21 protein-coding genes and 1 pseudogene are annotated in these 19,100 nt (G+C 72.5%); 10 read left to right on the top strand and 12 right to left on the bottom strand.

Annotated elements, in window-relative coordinates; all coding sequences use genetic code 11:
* Positions 1 to 75: 75 nt before the first annotated feature.
* Together AC07CM_RS19300 and AC07CM_RS19295 are read right to left on the bottom strand one after the other, a co-directional pair.
* Positions 76 to 573, bottom strand: a complete 498-nt coding sequence (locus AC07CM_RS19300) for a TIGR00725 family protein (protein ID WP_478877605.1) — start codon at positions 571 to 573, stop codon at positions 76 to 78.
* Positions 574 to 919: 346 nt separating this feature from the next.
* Complete coding sequence (locus AC07CM_RS19295; RefSeq protein ID WP_478877604.1) at positions 920 to 2,212, bottom strand: ThuA domain-containing protein; 1,293 nt, start codon at positions 2,210 to 2,212, stop codon at positions 920 to 922.
* A 216-nt stretch (positions 2,213 to 2,428) separates the two neighbouring features.
* Between AC07CM_RS19295 and AC07CM_RS19290 the strand changes: the two genes are divergently transcribed.
* The gene (locus AC07CM_RS19290; protein ID WP_478877603.1) at positions 2,429 to 2,914 is read left to right on the top strand and encodes an alpha/beta hydrolase; all 486 of its coding nucleotides are present in this window, start codon (positions 2,429 to 2,431) and stop codon (positions 2,912 to 2,914) included.
* Between the two features lie 29 nt (positions 2,915 to 2,943).
* Positions 2,944 to 3,216: a hypothetical protein gene (locus tag AC07CM_RS19285; protein ID WP_478877602.1), complete on the top strand. Its 273-nt coding sequence runs from the start codon at positions 2,944 to 2,946 to the stop codon at positions 3,214 to 3,216.
* A 50-nt stretch (positions 3,217 to 3,266) separates the two neighbouring features.
* On the opposite strand, the gene AC07CM_RS19280 is transcribed toward AC07CM_RS19285, so the two are convergent.
* Entirely contained in the window at positions 3,267 to 4,028 is a 762-nt protein-coding gene (locus tag AC07CM_RS19280; protein ID WP_478877601.1) for a polysaccharide deacetylase family protein, read from the bottom strand.
* A 277-nt stretch (positions 4,029 to 4,305) separates the two neighbouring features.
* On the opposite strand from AC07CM_RS19280, the gene AC07CM_RS19275 reads away from it, so the two are divergent.
* Positions 4,306 to 4,995 (top strand): GPR1/FUN34/YaaH family transporter, encoded by a 690-nt coding sequence (locus tag AC07CM_RS19275; RefSeq protein WP_478877600.1) that lies wholly within the window; start codon positions 4,306 to 4,308, stop codon positions 4,993 to 4,995.
* Positions 4,996 to 5,125: 130 nt separating this feature from the next.
* Positions 5,126 to 6,346 carry a glycoside hydrolase family protein gene (locus AC07CM_RS19270; RefSeq protein ID WP_478877599.1) on the top strand — a complete coding sequence of 407 codons (1,221 nt, stop codon included), beginning with the start codon at positions 5,126 to 5,128 and terminating at the stop codon, positions 6,344 to 6,346.
* 67 nt (positions 6,347 to 6,413) lie between these two features.
* Here the strand turns inward: AC07CM_RS19270 and AC07CM_RS19265 are convergent, their stop codons facing one another.
* The gene (locus tag AC07CM_RS19265) at positions 6,414 to 6,803 is read right to left on the bottom strand and encodes a RidA family protein (RefSeq protein ID WP_478877598.1); all 390 of its coding nucleotides are present in this window, start codon (positions 6,801 to 6,803) and stop codon (positions 6,414 to 6,416) included.
* A gap of 85 nt (positions 6,804 to 6,888) precedes the next feature.
* Between AC07CM_RS19265 and AC07CM_RS19260 the strand changes: the two are divergent.
* Together AC07CM_RS19260 and AC07CM_RS19255 are read left to right on the top strand one after the other, a co-directional pair.
* Positions 6,889 to 7,773 (top strand): annotated as a pseudogene (locus AC07CM_RS19260) (LysR family transcriptional regulator); the annotation flags it as partial.
* 121 nt (positions 7,774 to 7,894) lie between these two features.
* A complete protein-coding gene (locus tag AC07CM_RS19255; RefSeq protein WP_478877597.1) occupies positions 7,895 to 8,518 on the top strand; it encodes a DinB family protein in 624 nt (207 codons plus the stop codon).
* Here AC07CM_RS19255 and AC07CM_RS19250 read toward each other — a convergent pair.
* On the bottom strand, positions 8,506 to 9,276 hold the full coding sequence (locus AC07CM_RS19250; protein WP_478877790.1) for an isoprenyl transferase: 771 nt from the start codon (positions 9,274 to 9,276) through the stop codon (positions 8,506 to 8,508). The genes AC07CM_RS19255 and AC07CM_RS19250 overlap by 13 nt on opposite strands.
* A gap of 160 nt (positions 9,277 to 9,436) precedes the next feature.
* Between AC07CM_RS19250 and AC07CM_RS19245 the strand changes: the two genes are divergently transcribed.
* Positions 9,437 to 10,405 carry a TAXI family TRAP transporter solute-binding subunit gene (locus AC07CM_RS19245; protein ID WP_478877596.1) on the top strand — a complete coding sequence of 323 codons (969 nt, stop codon included), beginning with the start codon at positions 9,437 to 9,439 and terminating at the stop codon, positions 10,403 to 10,405.
* Positions 10,406 to 10,409: 4 nt separating this feature from the next.
* Here the strand turns inward: AC07CM_RS19245 and AC07CM_RS19240 are convergent, their stop codons facing one another.
* The 3 genes from AC07CM_RS19240 to AC07CM_RS19230 form a co-directional block, all read right to left on the bottom strand.
* Positions 10,410 to 11,774, bottom strand: a complete 1,365-nt coding sequence (locus AC07CM_RS19240) for a sensor histidine kinase (RefSeq protein ID WP_478877595.1) — start codon at positions 11,772 to 11,774, stop codon at positions 10,410 to 10,412.
* 49 nt (positions 11,775 to 11,823) lie between these two features.
* Positions 11,824 to 12,522 (bottom strand): response regulator transcription factor, encoded by a 699-nt coding sequence (locus AC07CM_RS19235; protein WP_478877594.1) that lies wholly within the window; start codon positions 12,520 to 12,522, stop codon positions 11,824 to 11,826.
* Positions 12,523 to 12,592: 70 nt separating this feature from the next.
* Positions 12,593 to 13,969 carry an MFS transporter gene (locus AC07CM_RS19230; RefSeq protein WP_478877593.1) on the bottom strand — a complete coding sequence of 459 codons (1,377 nt, stop codon included), beginning with the start codon at positions 13,967 to 13,969 and terminating at the stop codon, positions 12,593 to 12,595.
* 262 nt (positions 13,970 to 14,231) lie between these two features.
* On the opposite strand from AC07CM_RS19230, the gene AC07CM_RS19225 reads away from it, so the two are divergent.
* Positions 14,232 to 14,636 carry an alpha/beta fold hydrolase gene (locus tag AC07CM_RS19225; RefSeq protein WP_478877592.1) on the top strand — a complete coding sequence of 135 codons (405 nt, stop codon included), beginning with the start codon at positions 14,232 to 14,234 and terminating at the stop codon, positions 14,634 to 14,636.
* Positions 14,633 to 14,794 carry an alpha/beta fold hydrolase gene (locus AC07CM_RS19220; protein ID WP_478877591.1) on the top strand — a complete coding sequence of 54 codons (162 nt, stop codon included), beginning with the start codon at positions 14,633 to 14,635 and terminating at the stop codon, positions 14,792 to 14,794. Before AC07CM_RS19225 ends, AC07CM_RS19220 begins: the two co-directional genes overlap by 4 nt.
* A gap of 27 nt (positions 14,795 to 14,821) precedes the next feature.
* Here the strand turns inward: AC07CM_RS19220 and AC07CM_RS19215 are convergent, their stop codons facing one another.
* From AC07CM_RS19215 to AC07CM_RS19200, 4 genes are all read right to left on the bottom strand, one after another.
* Entirely contained in the window at positions 14,822 to 15,571 is a 750-nt protein-coding gene (locus tag AC07CM_RS19215) for a GNAT family N-acetyltransferase (RefSeq protein WP_478877590.1), read from the bottom strand.
* 287 nt (positions 15,572 to 15,858) lie between these two features.
* The gene (locus AC07CM_RS19210; protein WP_478877589.1) at positions 15,859 to 16,089 is read right to left on the bottom strand and encodes a hypothetical protein; all 231 of its coding nucleotides are present in this window, start codon (positions 16,087 to 16,089) and stop codon (positions 15,859 to 15,861) included.
* A gap of 287 nt (positions 16,090 to 16,376) precedes the next feature.
* Positions 16,377 to 16,913: a Dps family protein gene (locus AC07CM_RS19205; protein WP_478877789.1), complete on the bottom strand. Its 537-nt coding sequence runs from the start codon at positions 16,911 to 16,913 to the stop codon at positions 16,377 to 16,379.
* Between the two features lie 155 nt (positions 16,914 to 17,068).
* Positions 17,069 to 17,560, bottom strand: coding sequence for a carboxymuconolactone decarboxylase family protein (locus AC07CM_RS19200; RefSeq protein ID WP_478877588.1), 492 nt, complete (start codon positions 17,558 to 17,560; stop codon positions 17,069 to 17,071).
* 78 nt (positions 17,561 to 17,638) lie between these two features.
* Between AC07CM_RS19200 and AC07CM_RS19195 the strand changes: the two genes are divergently transcribed.
* Positions 17,639 to 18,619, top strand: a complete 981-nt coding sequence (locus tag AC07CM_RS19195) for a pirin family protein (protein ID WP_478877587.1) — start codon at positions 17,639 to 17,641, stop codon at positions 18,617 to 18,619.
* The last annotated feature ends 481 nt before the right edge of the window (positions 18,620 to 19,100 follow it).

The raw sequence follows: 19,100 nt of genomic DNA, 5'->3' as shown, positions 1-19,100 counted from the left end.
GGCCAGGTCACGGCCGTCTGACGAGGCTGGGCAGGCATCCCACCGGCCACGGCCGGCGTGGATGTCTCATATCCGTCATACGCCCTTCCCGGCGATCGCTGTGAGTGCCGTCTCCACTGCCTCGACCGCCGAGGATGCCTGTTTCACTTCCGCGCGGAATCGGTCAGGTGCTCCGATGCCCCATCCGTCGATCGCGACTGTGGGTTTGCCTGTCCGTACGGCCAGAGCCATCTCGCTCAGCGTGCCCCAGCTTCCGCCCACGACGATGACGGCGTCGGCGCTGCGCACGATCAGACCGTTGCGCAGTTCACCGAGGCCAGTCGCAATGGCCACCGTGAGAAAGGCATTGCCTTGCGCCCGCGAGTCGCCCGGCAGGAGTCCCACGGTAGTACCACCCTCGGTCCGCGCTCCCCGGCACACGGCTTCCATCACACCCCCCAGGCCTCCGCAGATCACGACGCACCGCCGTTGCGCCAGAAGACTGCCCACCTGCCGCGCCATCTCGACTTCCGAGGGCGTCGCCGTATCCGGGCCGACCACTGCTACATACGGCACTGCGTGCTGATCAGGCATCGTGGGCCTCCTGCGTGTCCGGTGCGCCTCAAGACGCGAGGCCATCCCTTCCGAGTCGGACGGCCCATCGTGTACCGCTCGATACCCCGGAGTGGATATTGCCGACACCACCCCCCTGTACCGTCGGCGTCACCGGTCTCCCCGCCGGAGGTGAGTCTGAAGGTGCGTGAGGGCCGGCGACATGTGTGGTCCTCGTTCACCCGCGCGGGGCTGAGGTGGGTGAGGAGTACGCGGAGCGTCCGGACAACGGTTGCGGCAGGGACCGACCGCACGCTGAGGTCCGGCCGCAGGCAGGAGTACGCCCCCGGATGTCGGCCGGGGGCGCACTCGTGTCGAGCGGTGCCGGTCAGGGCTGCTCGGCCAGGCGGAAGCTCTGGGTGGGGGAGTTGTCGCAGGCTCGCTGGGTGAGCTGGACGCCGTCGTCCGCCGTGGACGCCGCGGCGAGGCACTTCCCGCTGCGCCGGGCCACGAAGTGGTAGCCGCCGCCGGCCTGCTGGACGGGCCGCCACTGCTGGTTCTGACCACCCGCGTACGACCACAGCTGCAACGGGGCGCCCTCGGCCGTGGAGCGGTCGGTGACGTCGACGACCTGCTGCGGATTGCCCCGGTTGGCGATGCGCAGGTATCCGCTGTCGGTGGACCGGAACTGGTACTGCTGGGCCGCCGTGCCGTTGCACGAGTACTGCTGGACCACCGTGCCGTTGGCGGTCGCCGCGCCCCGGGCGTCCACGCAGGTGCCGTTGCCCTCGTTGCGCAGCGCGTACCAGGCCGTCTCGGAGATCGGGCCGGACGGCGGCGGGGTGTCGCCGGCCCCGCCCAGCCACTTCAGGCCGTCGAGGACGAACCGGTTCTGCGTCTCGCTCGCGAAGGTCGAGGACAGCGGGGTGTCGGTCGAGTAGTCCATGGCGTTGTGGCCGAAGTTCGCGTACAGCATCCGGTACTTGGTGTTCGTCCACAGGATCGGGTAGTAGCCGCTGTACCAGGTCTGGTTCGGGTCGGTGCCGAGCGGGAAGCTGCTCGGGTCTATGGAGGCGAGGATCCTGATGTCGGGGTTCTGGCGCAGATCCCTGGACCAGCTGTACCACTCGCTGACCGACGAGGTGAAGGTGGCGGGCAGGTTCTTCGTCGCCGGGTGCGTACGGTCCTCCACGCGCAGCACCGTGGTCGTCGGACCCCAGGTGTTGGACCTGAAGTCGCCCGAGCCCAGGAACTGGTCGTGGTACCAGGACCAGCCCGAGGCGTTCGTCGTGAACGCCGAGACGTGGAAGCCCATCCACGCGCCGCCGGAGCGCATGTACTGCTCGAACCCGGTGCGCTGGGCCGCCGTCTGGGGCAGGTCGTCGAGGAAGAGGACCACCTGGTACGCGTTCACCCCGCCGTCGGCGAGCAGGTCCCAGTCGTTGCTCGCCGTGTAGGTGAACCCGTTGGCCGCGGCCTGTTTCGGGAACCACTCGTTCGCTTCTTTGACGAAGCTGATGTGGGCCGCGTCCCAGGTGCCGTTGTACAGGGCCAGCACCTTGAAGGGAGCGGCCGCGGCTCGTGCCGGTGTGCCGACCGTGACCAGGAGGACGGTCAGCAGAAGCAGCAGCCGGAGGAAGAGGGAGGGGATCGAGGACGACGACACTCTGACACCACGCATGGGTCGCTCCTGTCGTGTGGGGGGGTGCGGTGCAACGTAAAGGTCTGCACCAAGTGCGTCAAGAGGTGAAGTGGCAAGCGGTTCACCCCCGTTGGATCCTCCACTGCTTGAAGCGGGCCTTCCGTGCGACCGCTCGTGCGTTATGGTCGTACCACTAGTCGAGGTACAGCGAAGCGAGGTGTGGGTGTGTCCCGAGTCCCGGCTTCCCCTGTGCCGTTGGTCTACGGAGAGCATCCGGACCAGGTGGCCGACCTGTTCCTGCCCGCGGCCGGGCCGCGTGTGCCGCTGGTGCTGTTCTTCCACGGCGGCTTCTGGCGCGCCGAGCACGACCGGCAGCATGTCGCGGGATTCGCCCGGGCGTTGGTGGCGCGCAGCGGCTGCGCGGTGGCCAGTGCCGAGTACCGCCGGGTCGGTGGTGGTGGCGGCTGGACGACCACACTGACCGACACGGCGGCGGCCGTCGACCTGCTGCCCGGCCTCGCCGTCGAGGCCGCGCCCGGTCGTGTCGACCCGTCCCGTGTCGTCTATGCCGGGCACTCGGCCGGGGGTCACCTCGCCCTGTGGGCCGCGCTGCGTCACCGGCTGCCCGAGGGCGCGCCCGGCCGGACCGCGGGCCCGGCCGCGGTTCTCGGTGTACTCGCCCTCGCCCCCACCGCCGACCTGGCGTGGGCCGACGAACTGGGCAGCGGCCGGGGTGCGTAGCCGCCTTCCTCGGCGGTGGAAGCGCACAGGTGCCGGACCGGTACGCCGCTGCCGACCCCGCCCGTCTCGGCACCCCCGCCGGCCGTACGGTCGTGGTCCACGGCGCCCTGGACGAGGCACTGCCGGTGGCCATGGCCCGCGGGTACTGCGCCCGGGCGGGCGTCACGCTCCGCGAACTGCCCGGGTGCGGCCACTTCGACGTGATCGACCCGGGCTCGGCGGCCTGGCCCGCCGTGACCGAGGCGCTGGACGGCATCGTCACGGGGGAGCGCACCGCCGCCCGCGGCCCGGCGCGGGGGTGAGCGGCTCAGCCGGCTGCCGGAGCCCGAAGTCGATTCTGGTCAGGCTCCGTTCAGCGGACGGGGAAGCCGAAGGAGTACCCCTGCTGCTTCAGCCAGGGCAGCAGAGTGCGCAGGGCGGCCACGGTCTGGGAGCGGTCGCCGCCCGCGTCGTGGAAGAGCAGGGTCGGGCCGTTGGACAACTCGCGCTTGACGGTGGCGACGACGGCGTCCGTGCCCGGCCGCTCGAAGTCCTTGGAGTCGACGTTCCAGCCCAGCGGCCGCATTCCGTGCGAGGCCGCGAGATGCCTGCTGTACGGGGTGAACGCGCCACCGGGAGCCCGGTAGTACATCGGCCGCACACCCCCTGACGCCTTGGTGATCTGGTGCTCGGCGTCCAGGATCTGCTGCGACTGGTAGGCCTGGGACTTGGTGTCCATGGTGGTGTCGTGCGACACCGTGTGGTCGCACAGCCGGTGCCCGGCCGCGACCACCCGCTTGACCATGTCCGGGTGGGCCTGCGCCTGGGTGCCGACCATGCAGAACGTCGCCTTCACGCCGTTGTCCCGCAGCACCTGCAGCACCTGCGGGGTCCAGACCGGGTCCGGGCCGTCGTCGATGGTGATGTTGACCGCGTGCTCGCCGGCGTCGGAGGCGTGGACGATGGTCGCGGACACCGGTGCCGCCTTGGGGGCGGCGGGACGCGGCGCCGACGGCTGCCCTCCGACGGGACCGGCCTGTGCGGTCCACACCGACGTGGCGGCGGCCACCGCCGTCACTCCGACCGCTGCCGCGACCACCCGGCCGTACCATCCCCGCCCGCCATGCCGTGCCATGTCCGCCCCGTTCCTCGCCGTGTCGATGTGCCCCCGTGCACCTGTCAGGACGGGCCAGGACGGCCATGGGATCCGCCTGTTACCGATCAAGGACAATTCCGCGGTGCTCCTGCGACAGGGACGCGGAGGCCGGCGCGGAAACCTCCGTTTCCACGGGCCTGGCCTCCCCGGTCGTCCCCCGGCGCGGGCGGGGTACCCCGTCCCGTACGAGGCCGAAGCCGGACCGCCGGCGGGCGGAGAGGGACGGGTGATCCGAATGCCGTCATCATCACCGCGGGTGACCGGCCCGGACGGGGCGTCGCCGCAGCCGGAGGCGCTGACCAGGATCATGCTCAGGCCGGTCGCGAGCAGCCTGCCCCTGGGCTTCTTCGCCTTCGGAACCGGCAGTGTCCTGCTGGCGGCGGCGCAGCTGCACTGGGTGCCCGAGGCCCAGCCCCGGCCGCTGATGCTGCTGGTCCTGGTCTTCGTGGTACCGCTGCAACTGATCTCCGGCATCTTCGCGTTCCTCGCCCGCGACGGCGGCGCGGCGTGCGGACTGTCGGTGCTGGGGTGCGCCTGGGCGGGCACGGCCGTGGTCGCCCTCTCCGGGCCGCCGGGGCAGCCCAGCCCCGCCATGGCGGTGTTCCTGCTGAGCGTCGCCCCGCTGATGCTGCTGCTCTTCGTGGCGGCCCTGCCCGGCAAGCCGCTGTTCGGCGTGCTCCTGCTGATCGGGGCCTGCCGTTTCGTCCTGACCGGCGTGTACGAGTCCGGCGGTCCCGCCGTCCTGCAGACGGCGGCCGGCTGGATCGGTGTCGCCCTGGCCGTCTTCGCCCTGTACGGCGGCCTCGCCCTGCTCCTGGAGGACTCCGCCCAGCGCACCATCCTGCCGCTGGGCCGCCGGGGTCGGGCGCGTACGTCTCTGCAGGGCGACCTGGCTCACCAGCTGGAGCAGGCCGAGCGGGAAGCGGGTGTTCGGCGGCAGCTGTGAGTGACCGAGGAGTTCCCTAGCAGACGTTCGCATACATGAACCCTGCCCATGTGGGTGTACAAGCCTGGGTGGCCCATGTAAAGCTCGCTCAACTTCCGTGCGCAGGTGCCTGGTTGGAGGATGCGGGCCGATGGAGCTTTCCCGACGTATCGTGCTGGCCACCGCGGCCGGAGCCGCCGCGCTGTACGCGGCACCGGCGACGGCCGCGCAAGCGGCGGAGCGGACCCCGGCGAGCGTGGTCCGCACGCTGCGGGGCGCCGCCGACTACGCCATCGGGAAACTCCGCGCCGTCGCCCCGGGAGTGACGGCGTTTCCGGTCGGCACGAAGTCCGAGAAGTGGGTGTACTCGCAGAACGGCGACTGGGTCGGCGGGTTCTGGCCCGGCACGCTCTGGATGGCCTGGCTCTACAGCGGCGACGACACCTTCCGCACCCTGGCCGTCGAATCCGCGAAGAAGCTCGCGCCCCGCCAGAACGACACCTCCACCCACGACCTCGGCTTCCTCTTCTACCCCTCCTGGGTCACCGCGTGGCGCCTCACCGGCGACGACACCTGGCGGGCGGGTGCCGTGCGGGCGGCCGACTCGCTGAGCCGGCGCTACAACCCCAACGGCCGCTTCATCCGCGCCTGGGGCGCGCTGAACGACCCGAACAACGCGGGCCGCGTCATCATGGACACGATTATGAACCTGGATCTGCTGGCCTTCGCGAGCGAGCAGACCGGCGACGCGAAGTACCTCGAGATCGCCACGGAACACGCGAGGACCGCCCAGCGGGTGTTCCCGCGCCCGGACGGCTCCACCCCCCATGTGTACGACTTCGACCCCGGCGCCGGCACACCGATCGGCCCCGGCACCGTGCAGGGCTACAGCCCCACGTCCTGCTGGTCACGCGGACAGTCCTGGGGGATCTACGGGTTCACCACGATGCACCGTCGCACCGGCGACGAGCAGTTCCTGACGACCGCCCGCAGACTCGCCGACTACGCGCTCGGAGCCCTGACACCCGACCACGTTCCGGTGTGGGACTACCGGGCGCCCCAGCAGCCGTACGACGTCAAGGACGCGTCCGCCGGTGCCGTCATGGCCTGCGGGCTGCTGGACCTGGCCGCCGCGACGGGCCGACCCGAATACCGGCAGGCCGCCCTGCGGCTGCTGACCGCGCTGGCCGAGACCTGCCTGACCAGGAACTCGACGCGCGCCGAGGCCCTGGTCGCGCGCTGCACAAGAAACCGGCCGGCCGAGGACGGGATCGAGATCTCCCTCCCGTATGCCGACTACTACCTCCTCGAAGGCATCCTGCGCGTGCTGCAGCCGGCGGACGTCGACCGGGCGATCGACCTGTCCGGCTGACGGTGATCCAACCGTCGTACTCGAACACACCTGGATCCTGGGGGCGCCGACCATGCGGCCCAGCCCCTCACGTGGTGGGGCGGCGCGCGTACGCCTCGATCTCTATTCTCATGCGGGGGTCGGCGAGGCCGCACACGAGCATCGTCGCCGCCGGGCGGACGGTGCCGAAGTGGCGGCGCAGGACCGGCCAGCAGGGCTCGAAGTCCTCGCGGTCGGGCAGCAGATAGCGGACCCGGACGACGTCGGTGAGGTCGCAGCCCGCCTCGGCCAGCGCGGCGCCGATGTTGCGGAGACACTGCTCGGTCTGTTCCACCACGTCGTCGGAGATGGTCATCGTGGTGTAGTCGAACCCGGTCGTCCCGGACACGTGCACCCAGTCGCCGTCGACCACGGCACGGGCATAGCCGATCTGTTCCTCGAAGGTCGAGCCACTGAGGATCGCGCGTCGTTCCGTCATGTGCCGAACGCTAGGTGACCTGCAACGATACGTCCAATACCGCCCGTGCCATGGACGGATATCCGTTCTGATATCCCTGGGGGGCATGGAGCGCCCCGAACTTCCCCTCGCGCAGCTGCACGCCTTCGTGGCGCTCGCCGGGGAACTCCACTTCGGCCACGCGGCCGAACGCCTGGGCATCGCCCAGCCGCCGCTGAGCCGGCAGATCCGCCGACTGGAGGACAAGGTCGGCCACGCGCTGTTCCAACGTGAGCCCGGACGCGTCTCGCTCACGTCGGCCGGGCGCGAACTCCTTCCGGCCGCCCGCCGGGCCCTCGCCGGCCTCGCGGACGACGGCCTGGCCGCGGCCCGCGCCGTCGGCAGCGGCCGGGCCGGGCGGCTGCGGATCGGGTTCGCCGCCTCCCTCGCGCTGACCGTCCTGCCCGGACTGCTGCGCGCCTTCCGGCAGCGGTACCCCGAAGTGCACTTGGACATTCACGAGATGATGACCGCGCCGAAGCCGGCCGCGCTGTACGAGCGGACCATCGACATCGGGCTGCTGCGTGAACCCCCCGCCGACGAGCCCGAGACCGGCTTCGGCACCGTCCTCACCGAGCCCTTCGTGGCCGTACTGCCGGCCACCCACCCGCTCGCCGCCATGCGGACCGTGCGCGTGGAGCAGTTGGCGGACTCGCCGTTCGTACTCCTGCCCAGCGCGGCCGGCCCAGGGCTCTACGACCGGATCACCGGCCTGTGCGCGGACGCGGGGTTCGCACCCCGAACGGCCCAGCACGCGGTGGAATGGCAGACCGTGTGCGCCCTGGTGGAAACCGGTCTGGGCGTCTCCCTGGTCCCGGCGAGCATCCGGCGCATCCGCCTCAGGGGCGTCGCCTTCCGCCGGATCGATCCCGCCGAGGTCCGCACCCGGGTCGCGGTCGCCTGGCGCACCTCCGATCCGAACCCCCTGGCCGCCCACCTGCCGGCGACGGTCGGCGGTGCGCGAGCGCATCACCTGCGCGTCGAAAATCAGGAGCGGCGAGCCCCCGGAGCGTGCCACGCTGACCGGTCGGCATACCCCTTCCCGGGCCCACCCGTTCGCCCCAGGAGCGTTGATGACGACACCACCCCGCCTGCTTCCACTGCTGGGGCAGTTCGACTTCGCCCACGAGCGTCTCCTCGGCCGTATGGCCGGGCCCGCCATGGACAGCGGCGACGGCACGGACACCAAGGTCGAGCCGATGACCGACGAGGAGTACCTCTGGGAGCCGGCGCCCGGCTGCTGGTCGGTGCGGCGGCGCGAGGACGGCCCGGGGCCGCGCGCCACCTTCCTGGCCGGCAGCGGGCCCTGGGGGCGGGACGCCGCCGGCTACCCGCACCCCTGGCCGCCGCCGCTCACGACCCTCGCCTGGCGCCTGAGCCACCTCACCGAGATGCTGGCCCTGCGCGCGGACCACACCGCCGGCAGCCACGCGCTGACCCGCGACGACCACCCCGTCACCGGGGAGGCCGCGGCCGCGGTCACCGCGTTCGACACCGCCGCCCGGGCCTGGCGTACGGCCCTGCTGAGCGTCGACGACATCGCGCTCGACACCGTCGGGTACTGCACCTACCCCCACGGCAGCGACCCGGAGGAGCCGTTCCTCGACATCGTCTGGTGGGTCAACCAGGAACTCCTGCACCACGGAGCCGAGATCGCCCTGCTGCGCGACCTCCACCGCGCCCGTCAGCGGCCGTAGCGGCGGTCGCGCGCGGCGTACGAGCGCAGGGCCCGCAGCAGGTCGATCTCGCGGAAGGCCGGCCACAGGACGTCCACGAAGTGCACCTCCGCGTAGGCGGACTGCCACAACAGGAAGCCGGACAGACGCTGTTCGCCCGAGGTGCGGATGATGAAGTCCGTGTCGTGCCCGGCCGGCGAGTACAGGTTGTCGGTGATGTGCTCCAGATCGAACTCCGCGGCCAGTTCCCGGGGGTCACCGCCGGCGCCGATGTGTTTGTCGAAGGCCGCCTTGACGGCGTCGACGATCTCCCGGCGGCCGCCGTAGCCGACGGCCACGTCGACCTTGAGCCCACCGCGGCCGTCCGTGCGGGCGGCGGCTTCCTTCAGGACGCGGGCGGTGTTCCCGGGCAGCAGGTCCAGGGCGCCGATGATCTCGATCTCCCAGGGCTCCCCGGGGGCGCAGATGCGCTGGACGGTCTCCTCGATTATGTCGAGCAGGGGGCCGAGTTCGGCGGCCGGCCGGTGGAGGTTGTCGTCCGACAGCATCCACAGCGTGACGTGCTTGATGCCGGCGTCGGTGCACCAGTGCAGGAAGTCCGTGACCTTGGCGCCGCCGACGCGGTAGCCCTCCCGGACGTCCTGATGTCCCGCGCCCCTGGCCCAGCGCCGGTTGCCGTCCAGCATGATCGCCACGTGCCGCGGCCGGGGCAGGCCCTCCAGCTTGCGGTTCAGGCGCCGTACGTAGATCGCTTCCAGCGCCGAGCGCAAGGCCTTCATTGCCACGCCGATGTCCCTTCTCCCTACCCGTGTTCGAGGGCGCAACGATAGTGCCACGGTTTCCGTGCCGGCCGCGCGGGAGCGGGGCGCGGACGGCGCGAATCGGCCGGGCCCGCGACCGGCGCCGTCCGCGGCGGCGCGCAGCGGCTACGCTGCCGCCGTGACCGGTCGACCGACGAGCCGCCGCCGCCTGCTCCGGGCCGCGCTCCTCGGCGCCCCGGCCGCCGCCCTGGCCGGTTGCTCGGGCGACACCGGGCCGGCGTGGCGGCTCAGGCTCGCCACGGGAGCGCCCGGTGGGCCGTACAACGCCTTCGGCAAGGCACTCGCCGTCCAGGCCGCACGGACCGTCCCGCGGCTGCACATCACACCGCTCGGCACCTCGGCTAGCGTGGACAACCTGCGCCGGCTCGGCGCCGGTTCTGCGGAGCTGGGCCTGGCCATGGCGGACGCCGCCGAGGACGCCGTGCGAGGACGGGCGCCGTTCACGAGCCCGTCCCCGGTCACGGCCCTCGCCCGCGTCTACGTCAACTACGCGCATCTGGTCGTGCCGGCCGACGGGCCGGTGCGCTCCGTGCGGGATCTCGCGGGCCGGTCGGTCGCCACGGGCGCCGCGGGCTCCGGCGGCCAGGTGCTGGCGGGCCGCCTGCTGCGGATGACGGGGCTGACCGGGCGGCGGGCGGTACGGCAGCGCCGGTTCGGGCTGGCAGACTCGGTGGAGGCGCTGCGTGACGGCACGGTCGACGCGCTCGTCTGGGCCGGGGGAGTGCCCACCCCCGCCCTGTCGGTCCTGGCCCGCGAACTCCCCCTGCGTTTCCTGGCGTTGGAGGTGCAGGCGACCACCCTGCGTGACACCTACGGTCCCGTCTACTCGGCGGTCACGCTCCCGGCCGGCGTGTACGGGCTCACCGAGCCGGTCGGCACCATCGGCGTGGGCAACTATCTGCTGGCCCGCCCCCAGGTGCCGCAGGAAGCCGTACACCAGGTGCTGCGGGTGGTGTTCGACCGCTGGCGGGAGCTGCTGCGGGAAGTGACGGCGGGCGCCCGGCTCGAACCCGGGTTCGCGGTCGCCACGGGGGACGTACCCCTGCACCCGGGCGCGGTGGCCTACTACCGGTCGGTCTACGGCTGACCGCTCACGCGGAGGGCAGTCGCAGCTCCACGACCAGGCCGTGCGGATCGTTGCCCGAGGTCAGGAGCCGGCCCCCGCTCAGCCGGGCGATCTCGTCCGCGATGGCCAGGCCCAGACCGCTGCCGGGCACGTTCTGATGCTCGGGTGCCCGAGCGAAACGACGGGTGAGCAGGGGCAGTTGTTCCTCCGGAACCCCCGGGCCGTCGTCCCCGACGCGCAGCACGACCTCGCCGTCCGCGAGCGCGGCGCCGACGTCGACCCGGCCGCCGGACGGGACGAACTTGACCGCGTTGTCCAGGACCGCGTCCAGGACCCGCCCCACCGCGTCCGGCACCGCTCGGGCCCGCAGCGCCTCCCGTACGGCGGCGGTCAGGGTCAGCCCGGACGCCTCGAACACCGGATCCCAGGCGGCCACCCGCTCGCGCACCGCACGGGACACGTCCTGCTCGCTCCGCTCCGCCGTACCCGACTCCACCCGCGCCAACGCGAGCAGACCGTCCAGCAGTTCCTCCAGGCGTTCGGCCTCGTCCAGTGCCCGTGCGTGCTCCTTCCTGCCGGGACCGGGCGCGAGATGCGGCTCGACGTTCTCCAGCTGGAGTACCAGGGTGGCCAGCGGGTTGCGCAGTTGGTGCGAGGCGTCGGCGACGAAGGCGCGCTGGCGGCCCAGCGAGTCGGCGACCGCCTCCGCCATCCCGTTGAAGTGCCGGCGCAGGCTGCGCAGTTCGGGCGGCCCGGTGTCGGAGACGGCCCGCGCCTCCAGGCTGCCGGAAGCCAGCCCGGCCACGGCCCGGTCGAGATCACGGACCGGGCGCATCAGCCAGCGGGTGATGCCGGCCGCGACCAGGGCGGCGGCCGCGAAGGCGGTGAGCGCCCCGATCGCGATGAACGCCCAGCGCACGGCCACGTCCCGGCGGGCGGCGGTGGTCGGGACGGCCAGCAGGACAGCCCCGCTGACCCGCTCGTCCCGGCCGACCGGCTCGGCGAGCACCACCCGGTCCGGCCCCCACGGTCGAACGGTGGGCAGCCGCTCGGTGGAACGCCCGGTCAGTGCCCGGCCGAGGAGGTCGTCGGCGGAGGACGCGGGAATCCCCGACCCCGCCCGAGCGAGGGTACGCCCGGCGGAGTCCACCACGGTCACCGAGGCGCCGTACAGCTCGGCGTACCGGCGGATCTCGGTGGACAGTTCGGCGCGGTCGGCGCCGCTGCGCACCCGGTCGGCGAGGTCGGCGAACCGTGCGGCGTCGGCGCGCCGCTGGAGCAGCAGGTGTTCCGTGCGCCCGCTCGCGTAGGAGCCGGCCAGCGGCATGGACAGCAGCAGCGTCGCGGCTCCCATGAGCACCATCAGCACGACCAGGAGCCGCCGTCTCATCGCGCGCCTCGGTCCTCGCCGTGCGCCCGGCCGCCGCCCATCGGCCGGCTCACCCTTCCGTGCCCGCGGCCGACGGCCCCAGCTGATATCCGAAGCCCCGCACGGTACGCACCAGTTCGGCGCGGCCCGTCTTCGACCGGACGCCCGCCACGTGCACGTCCAGGGACCGGGACGCGGCGAGGAAGGCGTCGCCCCAGATCCGGTCCAGGATCTCCTCGCGTGAGTGCACCTCGTCCGGCCGCGCCGCGAGGAAGGCGAGGACGTCGAACTCGCGCCGGGTGAGCCGCACTTCCGCACCGGCGACCGTGACCGTGCGTCCCGCGATGTCGATCTCCACATCGCCCCGGCGCACGGACCGGCCGCTCCGGTCGGTGCCGTCCGTCCGGGCCGCAGCCCCGCCGGTACGGCGGCGCACGGTGTCGATCCGGGCCATCAGCTCGTTCATCCGGAACGGCTTGACCACGTAGTCGTCGGCTCCGGCCCGCAGTCCCTGCACGATGTCGCGCTCCTCGCACCGGGCGGTGACCACGATCAGCGGCGCGTCGCACACCGTGCGCAGCCGCCGCAGCAACTCCAGACCGTCCAGGTCCGGCAGGCCGAGATCGAGCAGCACGAACTCGGCCGCGTGGACGTACCGCAGGGCGTCCAGGGCCCGGCCGGCCCTGCGCACCGTGTGCCCGCGCTGGGCGAGGGCCGTGGTCAGGGCCTGGGCCATACGGTCGTCGTCCTCGACGAGCAGCGCCTGCATGAAAATTCCTCGTGCCGTGGTGACCTGGGCGGAAGCTTACGCAGGCCGCACGGCGCGGGTCACCACCGCGTCAGCGGACGGCGTCGGCCGAGGCGGCCGCCGTACCGGCGGGGGAACCGTCGCCCGCCTCCGCTTCGGCGCGGCTGAGCGCGGCGTCACGGGTGTCCGGCATCAGCACGTAGGTGACCAGCGAGACGAGCGCGCAGCCCGACACGTACCAGAAGAACGTCCTCTCGTGACCGGCGTCCTTGAACCACAGGGCCACGTACTCCGCCGTGCCGCCGAACAGCGCGTTGGCGATCGCGTACGGCAGGGCCACCCCGAGGGCACGGACCCGGGTGGGGAACAACTCCGCCTTCACGGCGGCGTTGATCGAGGTGTAGCCGGTGACGATCACCAGGGCCAGCAGGGACAGCCCCAGCGCCGACCAGTAGGAGGACGCCGAGCCGAGCGCAGTCATGATGGGGTAGGTGCCGACCGTGCAGCCTGCCGCGAAGGTGATCAGCAGCGGCCGGCGGCCGATCCGGTCGGAGAGCAGCCCCGCGACGGGCTGGAGCAGCGCGAAGGCGGCGAGCGCAGTGAAACTGACCAGGGTGGCCGTGGACTTGGCCATACCGGCGCTCCCGATCAGGTACTTGGTGAGATACGTGGTGTACGTGTAGTAGGCCACCGTGCCGCCCAGGGTCAGCGCCATGACCAGGCCGGCCTCGCGGCGGTGCTCCCACAGCGCGCTGAGGGTGCCGCGCGCGGACTCGGCACGGTCGCCCGACTCCTCGGTGAACGCCTCCGTCTCGGACAGCCGGCGCCGCAGCCAGAACACCACGACGGCGAACAGCGCACCGAGGCCGAACGGGATCCGCCAGCCCCAGCTCTCCAACTGGTCCGTGCTCAGGGTGTGCTGCAGAGTGATCAGGACGGCGAGGCCGAGGAGCTGCCCGCACGTCATGGACACGTACTGGAACGAGGAGCCGAGCCCGCGCCGGTCGCGCGCGGACGCCTCGGTCAGATAGGTGGCGCTGGCGGCGTACTCGCCACCGATGCTCAGGCCCTGCAGCAGCCGTGCCAGCAGCAGCACCACGGCGCCGAAGTAACCCGCCTGGCCGTAGCTGGGCGCGAGGGCGATGAGCAGGGCGGCCACCGACATCATGGAGACGGTGAGCGTCAGTGCGCTCTTGCGCCCGTGCCGGTCCGCCGCCCGCCCGAGGATCCAGCCGCCGACCGGCCGCATCAGGAAGCCGACGGCGAAGATGCCGGCCGTGTTCAGCAGTTTGGTGGTGGGGTTGTCGCCGGGGAAGAACGAGTCGGCGAAGTAGATCGCGAAGCTGGCGTAGACGAACCAGTCGTACCACTCGACGAGGTTGCCCAGGGACCCGCCGACGAGGGCGAGACGGCGGTTGCCGGGGCCGGCCGGCGGCGGCTTCCCGGGCAGGGCGGCGGACGATGACATGGCGGCTCCAGGTGGGGAGATCCGGTGGGAACGGGGAGCGGGAGACCGCCCCCGGGACCTGAGTGCGCCCGAGCATGCGGGCGCCCGCCGCACCCGGACAAGGACCGCCGCGCAGATCTAACATGCCGCTAAGACGAGGCGGCCGACCGGGCAGGAGGCGGGGCCATCGCGCAGATCGAGCTGAGCGCGGGAACCATCGACTACGAGGACACGGAAGGCGTCGGCCCGGTGGTCGTCCTCGTCCACGGCCTCGGGTTCGACAGTGTGGTCCGACGTCGTGGCGGACCTGCGGGCGGACTTCCGGGTGCTGGTCCCGGTCCTGCCCCTGGGCAGCCGTCGGCGCCCGATGCGGGCGGACGCCGACCTGTCCGCGCACGGTGTCGCACGGCTGCTCGCCGAGTTCCTGGACCGCCTGGACCTGCGGGACGTCACCCTGGTCCAGAACGACACCGGAACGGCCCAACTCCTCGTCGGCGTACGGGACGAGCGCATCGTCCGCCTGGTCCTCACCTCCTGCGAGGCCCTGGACAACTACCCGCCCGGTGCAGCGCAGGCTGCTGCACCGGGCGAGCAAGGTCCCCGGCGGACTGGTTCGTGGAGGCGGCCGGAAAACTGCCCTCCTTCACCCGCCCGGCCCTGGTCGCCTGGGGCGCCGAGGACCGCATGATGCCGCCCGCCACCGGCCGTCGACTCGCCGAGCTGCTGCACGCGCGCTACGTGGAGATCCCCGACGCGCGCACCCTGGTCCCCCTGGACGACCCCGCCGCTCTCACCGAGGAGATCCGGCGGTTCGTCAAGGAGCACCCGCTGCCCGGCGAGGGCTGAGGCGGCTCGGCCCCCGCCGGACGTGCGTCACGCTTCGAGCGCCACGTACAGGCGCGTGCCCCGGGGCCGGAACCCGACCCGTTCGTACACGCGGCGGGAACCGTCGCCCGAGTACTCCAGCCAGACGGACTGCGCCCCGCGCGTGAACGTGGTCACGGCGAGGGCCGCCGTGACCGCGGCCGCGATGCCCCGACCGCGGTGGGCCGGCCGGGTGCCGACACCCGCCACCTCCGCCGTGCCCTCGGCGGGCGCCGAACACATCGCCGCACCGGCGCAGCCGCCGTCCGCGGCACGGACGAACCGGACGGCTCCGCCGCCCTCCTGGGTGCGCCGCAGCCGGGCCGCGCTCTCGGGGGAGGGGAGGAACTCACCGCCGAACGCCTCGGACAGGGCGGCGTCGACGGCCGCGTAGTCCTCGTCGGTGCGCGGTACCTCCACGGCGGTGTTCCCGGCCGGCACTGCCAGGGTGGCGGGGGTGCAGACCATGTACTCGTGGACCGCCTCGGTCCGGAAACCCGCCCGGCGCAGGGCCGGTTCGACGGCGGGCGCGGAGTCCGGGGCGAACTCCAGGCGGGGCTTGAGCCCGCGCTCGCGGAACGCGTCGATCAGGGCGCTGACGTCCCGGTCGGTCGGCTCCGCGCCGGGCAACGGGGTCGCGTAGTTGATGTAGGGACTGGTCGTCGTGGGATCGAACCCCGCGACGAAGCCGGCGACCTCGACCACCGCCGGGCGGCGCAGCAGGTTGGCGACGGCGAAATTCTGCACATCGGTGTGCACGATGGTGATGACCTCACAGTGAAGGGCAGCCGTAGCGGCTGCGGAACCGGCCGGGGCCGGGAACACGGGACATGCGTGGGGCCGCCGTGAGGAGACGCGAGGGCACGAGTGTCCGCTGCCGGGCAGGCAGACGGTGTCAGTGCCGACGGCGGCCGCTGTGGGACGCCGCGATCATGGCCTCAGTCCTTCGCCGTGGAGGATTACGCGGAGATCAACTCGCCGAACCCTGCCACACCTTGGAGAGCCGGGCAAGCGGTTTTTGCCGCACCCGGCCCGGCGGCGGTCGCTCATCCGAGGCTCAGCAGGGCGACGGGGGTGCCCGCGCCGGTGAGGCCCAGCAGCCCTGCCCGGGTCACCGGTTCGCGCAGCACGGTGAGCCCGAGAACTGTGGGGACGGCCGGATACAGGTAGTCGAGGACGATGACGGCGAGCATCTGCCGCTGGGCCGCCCGGAGATGCAGGATGAGGCCGGGTGCGGCTCCCGCATCAGGAGCGCCGGGCCGAGCCGCGCCGGGCACCGGACGGACGCGCGTGTGTGCCGCCAGGCAGCCGGCAGCAGCGGCAGTACCGCGGCGAGCCGACCCACCGCCACCGGCCGGAGCCCACTGGCCGGGTGTGCCTGGGCGAGCCCGATGTACTGCACGGCCGCCGGCGACGAGGCAGTCGCCGAGCTTCCCGCCGGACGGTTTCCGGGCCCCACAGCACATCCGCGCCCCACACGCCCGCCGCCGGAACCAGGCAGGCCGCCACGAGGGAGGAGGGCAGCCGTCCGCTCCCGGTGCCGGGAGCGGCTGTTTCCATCCGTTCAGGTGCGCACCAGCGGAGTGTCCACCAGGTGCTCCGCGAGGAACCACGCGTGCAGCTCACCGGTGCGGACGACCTGGGAGACCAGCAGGTCGTTGGTGCCGTCGTCGCCGAGCTCGGCGGTGCGGGCGGCCGCGTCATGGGCGTCCGTCAGGATGTTCTCGTGCGCCGCCAGCAGCCGCGACAGCATCGCCGGGACCTCCTCCACGCCGTCCGGCGGCCGTGGAATCGACGTGATCTCGGCGACGTGCCGTGGATCGCCCACCGCGACACCGCCCAGGGTCTGCACCCACTCGGCGATCGTGTCGACCAGCTCCAGCTGTTCCCCCGCGTGCTTGTCCAGCAGCAGGTGCAACTGGTAGAAGGTCGCGCCGCGCAGGAGCCAGTGGTGCTTCTTGTAGAGGCCGTAGAGGATCTGGGTGTCCGCGAGGACCCTGTTCAGGCGCTGGCAGGAGTACATCCGCGCGTCGTAGGAGAGCCCGATGGGGAACTGCTTGACGGTCCCGAACTCCTGGATGACCTCGCCCTTCTGATGCAGCCAGGGCTGGCTGCATCAGGGGCTGGGAACCGGTGGTCATGGTGTGCCTCCCGCGTGTGGTGCCGTGCGTACGAGGCCGACGCCAGGGGCGGGAGCGGGAGCCGTGTTGCCCGGGAGCGCACGCGGTGCCGCCCGTCAGCGCACCGTGGCCACCGTCAGGGGGACGTCTGCCGCCGCCGTACCGGATGCTTGCTCATGATCGAGACCCGGTTGAAGGCGTTGATGGTGATCGCCACCCAGATGACCGCGGACACCTGGTCGTCGGTGAGCACCTCGCGGGCGGTGTCGTACGCGGTCTGCTGGGCTGCGGCGTCGTCGGGGAGCGTGGTCGCCTCGGCCAGCGCGAGCGCCGCGCGTTCCTCGGAGGTGAACAGCTCGGTGTCCCGCCAGGCCGCCAGCACGCCGAGCCGCTGCGTGCTCTCGCCGGCGCGCAGGGCGGCCCTGGTGTGCACGTCGAGGCAGTACGCGCAGCCGTTGATCTGCGAGACCCGCAGGTTGATCAGCTCCACGACCGCGCGGTCGAGTCCCGCCTCGGCGGCGACCGCACGCACCGTCTCCGCCGTCTGTACGAGCGCCTGGTACGCGGCGGGGCTCTGCTTGTCGACGAAGATCCGCTGGGGGGCGGACCCGGTCGTGTAAGTGCTCAACCCGAAACTCCTTCGGAGGGTCTACGATCGGACAGGATAGTTGAATATAGAACAACTAGGGTCTGGAGGCGGTCCACGGTGAGCAATACCGAAACGAAACCCCAGGAAATGCGCTGCGGCGCACTCGTGGACGGCGACCGGCCGACCCGAGCACCCCAGGTCGAGGTGCTGACCCCACGGGACGTGCCCCTGGGCGGACCCCGGGCGATGACCGTGCGTCGCACGCTACCGCAGCGGACCCGTACCTTGATCGGCGCCTGGTGCTTCGCGGACCACTACGGCCCCGACGACGTCGCCGAGTCGGGCGGCATGGACGTCGCGCCGCATCCGCACACCGGGCTGCAGACGGTGAGCTGGCTGTTCAGCGGGGAGATCGAGCACCGGGACAGCCTCGGCAGCCACGCCTTCGTGCGACCCGGCGAGCTGAACCTCATGACCGGCGGACACGGCATCGCCCACTCCGAGGTCTCCACCCCGGGAACCACCGTCCTGCACGGTGTCCAGCTCTGGGTGGCGCTGCCCGGCGCCCACCGCGACACCGGGCGCGACTTCCAGCACCACGTACCCGAGCCCCTCCTGGTCGACGGAGCCGAACTCCGGGTTTTCCTCGGGTCCCTCGCCGGCGCCGTCTCCCCGGTACGGACCTTCACGCCGCTGCTCGGCGCCGAGATCCTCCTCCCGCCGCGCTCGGCCCTCACGCTCACCGTGGACCCCCGCTTCGAGCACGGCCTGCTCGTCGACCGGGGTGACGTCCGGCTGGCCGACGTCCTCCTGCGCCCGGCGGAGTTGGGCTACGCCCACCCGGGCACCGACACGCTGACCCTCACCAACGAGTCGGACCGGGCCGCCCGCACGGTCCTGCTCGGCGGGACTCCGTTCGAGGAGGAGATCGTCATGTGGTGGAACTTCATCGGCCGGACGCACGAGGACATCGCCCGGGCGCGCGAGGACTGGATGACGGGGACCCGTTTCGGCGAGGTCAAGGGCTGTGCCGGAGACCCCCTCCCCGCCCCGGAACTCCCGCACGTACCGCTGAAGCCGCGGGGGAGGGGGCGCTGACGTCGGCCGCGCCCACCCGGCGTCGGCGGGGTGGGAAACGGCGCGCGCTGCTGCTGGAACACCCCGTGCCGCCCGCGTCGAAAGAGTGGCCGATTCCGGCTGTGGCGAGGCCGTCCGGACCCGGGCGCCGCGACTCCCGGGCGTCACGGCAGGCTCGCCCCTCCACGCCGTCGCTGCCTGGTCGCGGCGTCCGCTCGGCAGAATCGGCGGCTTGGCCGGCCTGCGCCGCCCAGTGAAGTCGCGCCGCTCGCCCGGGGAGGTCGTCCCGGCCGCCACCGCGGCCCCCCGACCGGCTTCCGGCAGGCGTGCGCGTGGGCGTCGGCGCCGGGGCCCGCATCGTCTCGTCGGCTGCGCGCCACGTCGGCGGTCAGGGCGACGGCCGCATCCCGCACCGACGTGCGGGATGCGGCCGTGGGGGGCCCCCCTCTTTCTCGCCCCCTCTCCACCCCCCCCCCCAAAAACAAAGAAGAGCTCTCCCCCC

The sequence above is a fragment of the Streptomyces sp. NPDC044061 genome, assembly GCF_056434305.1.
Note: the sequence above shows the minus strand (reverse complement) of the source record. Positions and strands in the feature narration are given on the sequence as shown.

Bases quoted from the DNA above. Each gene is read 5' to 3' on its own strand.
- AC07CM_RS19240 (WP_478877595.1), bottom strand. From the start codon at position 11,774: ATGAGACGGCGGCTCCTGGTCGTGCTGATGGTGCTCATGGGAGCCGCG.
- AC07CM_RS19230 (WP_478877593.1), bottom strand. From the start codon at position 13,969: ATGTCATCGTCCGCCGCCCTGCCCGGGAAGCCGCCGCCGGCCGGCCCC.
- AC07CM_RS19250 (WP_478877790.1), bottom strand. From the start codon at position 9,276: ATGAAGGCCTTGCGCTCGGCGCTGGAAGCGATCTACGTACGGCGCCTG.
- AC07CM_RS19270 (WP_478877599.1), top strand. From the start codon at position 5,126: ATGGAGCTTTCCCGACGTATCGTGCTGGCCACCGCGGCCGGAGCCGCC.
- AC07CM_RS19295 (WP_478877604.1), bottom strand. From the start codon at position 2,212: ATGCGTGGTGTCAGAGTGTCGTCGTCCTCGATCCCCTCCCTCTTCCTC.
- AC07CM_RS19300 (WP_478877605.1), bottom strand. From the start codon at position 573: ATGCCTGATCAGCACGCAGTGCCGTATGTAGCAGTGGTCGGCCCGGAT.
- AC07CM_RS19280 (WP_478877601.1), bottom strand. From the start codon at position 4,028: ATGGCACGGCATGGCGGGCGGGGATGGTACGGCCGGGTGGTCGCGGCA.
- AC07CM_RS19220 (WP_478877591.1), top strand. From the start codon at position 14,633: ATGATGCCGCCCGCCACCGGCCGTCGACTCGCCGAGCTGCTGCACGCG.
- AC07CM_RS19255 (WP_478877597.1), top strand. From the start codon at position 7,895: ATGACGACACCACCCCGCCTGCTTCCACTGCTGGGGCAGTTCGACTTC.
- AC07CM_RS19235 (WP_478877594.1), bottom strand. From the start codon at position 12,522: ATGCAGGCGCTGCTCGTCGAGGACGACGACCGTATGGCCCAGGCCCTG.
- AC07CM_RS19265 (WP_478877598.1), bottom strand. From the start codon at position 6,803: ATGACGGAACGACGCGCGATCCTCAGTGGCTCGACCTTCGAGGAACAG.